The sequence below is a fragment of the Clostridium sp. genome (assembly GCF_051650885.1).
GTDB lineage: Bacteria > Bacillota > Clostridia > Clostridiales > Clostridiaceae > Clostridium.
Genome location: NZ_JBOFRG010000323.1, coordinates 1 through 4,181, shown reverse-complemented (window position 1 = coordinate 4,181; position 4,181 = coordinate 1). Strand labels below are relative to the sequence as shown.

At 25.4% G+C, this 4,181-nt stretch carries 2 protein-coding genes; both read right to left on the bottom strand.

The window, feature by feature from the left end; translation table 11 throughout:
* Positions 1-3,420: helicase-related protein (locus ACRC28_RS15960; RefSeq protein WP_438544435.1), on the bottom strand; the 3,420-nt coding region annotated here is incomplete at its 3' end.
* The coding region (locus ACRC28_RS15955; protein WP_438544434.1) for a hypothetical protein at positions 3,420-4,181 on the bottom strand (762 nt) is incomplete at its 5' end. The genes ACRC28_RS15955 and ACRC28_RS15960, both read right to left, overlap by 1 nt.

Here is a 4,181-nt window from a genome sequence, read left to right as displayed (position 1 = left end):
TAATGGGATTGCTATATATCTACTATTAATTGCTTTTCTTTCATTTAAATGCATTGTATTTTCTTCTAAATTATTTTCTTTAAAATATTTTACTAATCTATACGCTTTGAATATTCCATTTCTGAAGCTATCTGAATATTTCTCATCTTTATATATCGTAAATAATTTTCTTAGAAGTTCTTTAGATTCTTTTCCTACTAACCTGTATCTTAACATCTCTAAATTTGATTCTACTTTATTACTCACTCTAAATAGTAAAATATTCCCTAATACATAGCAATTCTTAAACAATTCGACCTCTAATAACTCCTTCATAGATTTATTCCAACTACTTATAAATACTTCATATACATTATTTTGACTAATATTATCTTGAAATATTTCATTTTCTGTTTCTATTTTTAAGTTCCCTAATAATACTTCTAATCCTTCATTAGCATCTTGTAAATACACATCATCTCGATTTTTTATTATTTCCTTCTTTATATTTTTCATTACTCCAGCCATTTCTTCAGTAAAAAACTCTTCTATTGAATTAATTGATTTTCCACCTATTGGTATTAATGAAATATAATTTTTATTTAATTTTCCTGCTCCTAAAACCCTAGTTTCTATTGACAACTTTAAAATTAACATTAATGTCATTATTCTAAAACTCATCTCTCCAAGTTTATCTTTAAGATTTTCTTCATCTTTAAAATAACATCTATCATTTATAAAAAATTTAATTACCTTTTCCTTGTTTAAATCTATATCTTTATTTCCCCTACCTCTGTAAATTAGTTGTAAAATTTCCATCATATTTTTTTCTACATCAAATTGTGGTAAATCTACTAAAATGCAAGTTGCTTTTTTAAAGGAAATCCCTCTAGATGCTGATGAAGTCATAAGTACAATTTTTGCTTTTTCTTTTACCTTAAAAACACTATCTCTATCTTTATCTGACATAGTTGAATTTATAATAATATAATCCTCATTTTTTTTAGCTTCTTTTTTCCACCTTTTTTTCCATTCAGCTTCTATCATAGCTTCACATTCTATAAGCCTTTGAATATCTTGTATATAGATAATAATTTGTTCATCCTTATTATTTTCAATAAAATCAAAAGTCTCAACTATTATTTCTCTATTTATCTCATCAACTGCATCATATAATCCTAATTCTTCTTCATTATACTTTAAAACATTTATGAAAGGCTTATATTCAACTCTTAATCTCTTAGCAGGATATGAGTTTGTATTTATTATTACTGAATCATATCTTCTCTTAAACTTAAACTTCTCTGTGTGTATTGGTCTACATTCCTCTTTTTCTACTTGTTTATAATAAAATTTATCACTTTCTACATTAGCGTTTCCTAAATGCATATTCACTACATCTTTACTAGTTATAGACGCATCTGCAACTATTATTTTAAAGTTTATTTTTTCTTTTATTTCTTTTTTCTCAGCTTGCTTTTTTATATTTTTAATAAGAAGATTTACTATATCACTTAAAAATTCTACTCCACTTGAATCACCAGTTATCTCATCAATCATAAAAATTATATTTTTATATTTTCTAGCTAACTTTTTATATTCTTCAACATTTAAACATCTATTTTCATCATCATATACATCATAAAATATTCTATTAAAATGATTTGTAGTCTTTTTATTTTTCCCAATAACTTTTAATGACTGTACTGCTGCTGTTGCAACAATTTTATTGCTTACGTCATTATCTATTATTTCTTTTATTCCTCTTGTCAACCTATTCAATACGCCTTTATTGTTATTTTCTCTTATTTCTACTTTTTGAACATTTATTTTTGTAAAGTACCCATTTTCATTATTTTTTTCCCGTTTTCTACTTGCATCTAGAAATTTAATTTGTAGATTATTTTCAATTTCATCAAAAATATTTTTATTGTTAGAATTGAAATTCACAACATCAACACTTTTTCCATCTATTTCAGTTTCATCATTACTATCTGCCGTTAAATATACAACTTCATCATCATAAAGCCCTTCTTTTGGCTCATCTTCATTTTTTAATAATTTTTGCTCTATATCTTTGTTTACTTGAGTTCTAGGACTTACATACATCAAAAGATAGCTTTCTTGTTTTTTTAATGTTTCTATAATTGCTGTTGTTTTTCCTATTCCAGGATTCCCTGTTAAAAACATTATTTCTAAATCTTTATCTAAAATATGCTTCTTTATTTCATTAGCATGAACATCTCTAAAACTACAGCCCTTAAATTCACCAGATGTATTTTGAAAATTTTCAATATAATCTACTATGGATATTCTATTAATCCCTTTCTGCAATTCCAATAATTCTGCTGTATTCTCTGCCTTAAATTTTTCTTTAAAGTTTTTCCTGATTTTTTGATAGATTCTTTTTCTTTTTATCTCTAACGTACTCTCTCTTCCGCTTCTATCAGATTTTTCATATCCAATCCCAAAATTCTTTAACTCTTCTATAATCTCATTAAACGTTTTAATATTATCAGCAGTTGAATCTCTATTTTCCTTTTCCCCTATTAACTTAAAATCTTTCTTTTCTAAATTAATACTATTTATTTCAGAATCAGTATATCCAACTATAGTTATAGTTTCAATCTTTTCATATATATCTGGTTTATTTTTCTCTAAAAACTCCATAAATGAATTCGCATAACTACCTGCCTGAATCATTTTAAACACACTTTTATTTTTACTACTAAGACCTATTATATAATCACAAATTTGTTTATTAATTTTTAAATCTAACTTATTAGAACTCATATCTATTGCTAAATTTTTAAAATTGCTTTTCATTCTTTTTTGTGCAATATCTCGTCCGTACATTCCCTTTACTATATCAACATTTCTATAGTCTACTATATTTTTCAAAGAGATTGCATTATCAACTACACATAAATGGTATTTATCTCTACTAGAAAATAAAATTAAACTATCTGCATTTATAAATTTTCCTTTATATTTATACTTGCTATACTCAATTTCATCAATTTCAACCTCTAATTGTACCTTTAGCAACTCTTTATAGTATTGTTCCTCATCAATTTCTTCCCCTTTAAACTTTTTGCAATCTAATGAACACTGAAAATATTCAACTTTGCACGGCTGCCCTTCTCGCTTTCTACTTTCTATTAACTCTTTAAAGAAACTTTCCCCTGCTAATAGTCCTTTCATCATATAAAAATCGATATTATCTTTTAATATCTCCTTCTGATCATCATCTATGACTTCCTTAGTGATTCTTTTTATTACTGTTTCTCTTTTAGTAGAGCTATCCTTTAATAATTCTGTATAGATATTAGCCACCCTGAGACTAATATCTACTTCTTTATTTCTAATACATTCCCTTAATATTCCTGTATTAAAACCTAACTCAAAAATAAATCCTAATTTATTTTCTACTTCACTCATTATTTTTCTTCCTTATTAAATATTTTTTCTGCTTCACTTAAAAATGCTAGTAAATTCATATTAAAATTAGCATCTCTAACCTTATACATAGCTCTTTTAGTCACACCAGCTTCCCCCATAAGGTTTTCATACGGATTAATCTTAGGAAATATATCTTTATGTGCTTCATATCTAGAATAATGTAATGCTAATATATACTTAGTTATATCTTTCTTTATAGCACTATTTTCTACTAAATTACTCATTATCTTAGCATTAAAGCTAATCTCTTTATAGAAATTATATGGAACTTCATAAATAATCCCTTTTCTATATAATTTTTCTTCATCATTATTTATAGTTTTTCCAGAATACAAATTCATAACTGCAGAAATAGACCTATGATTATTAAGCACTTCATCATTTAATTCATTAGCATCATCAATATATAATGCTATATTATCCTTCATTCCTTTTTTATAATCTATTGCATGATAATTTTCATAAAACATAGGATATATAATTAAATCACCCTTATCACCTGTCATCATTTTAATAACACTTTCATTCATAAAGTACATGTTATTGCTTTCTTCTTCTGTCTTAGTTAAATTTAATTTTGATGTATATGGTGCTTTGGCTATATATACAATATGTTTAAAGCCTTCTTCATAAATTTTAGAAATCTCATCACTTAAAATTCTAGGTGTTTCATATATAGCTTTTTTAGTATATACACCTTGGAATGTCTTATACGAATCGCATAATACTCTTCCACTATC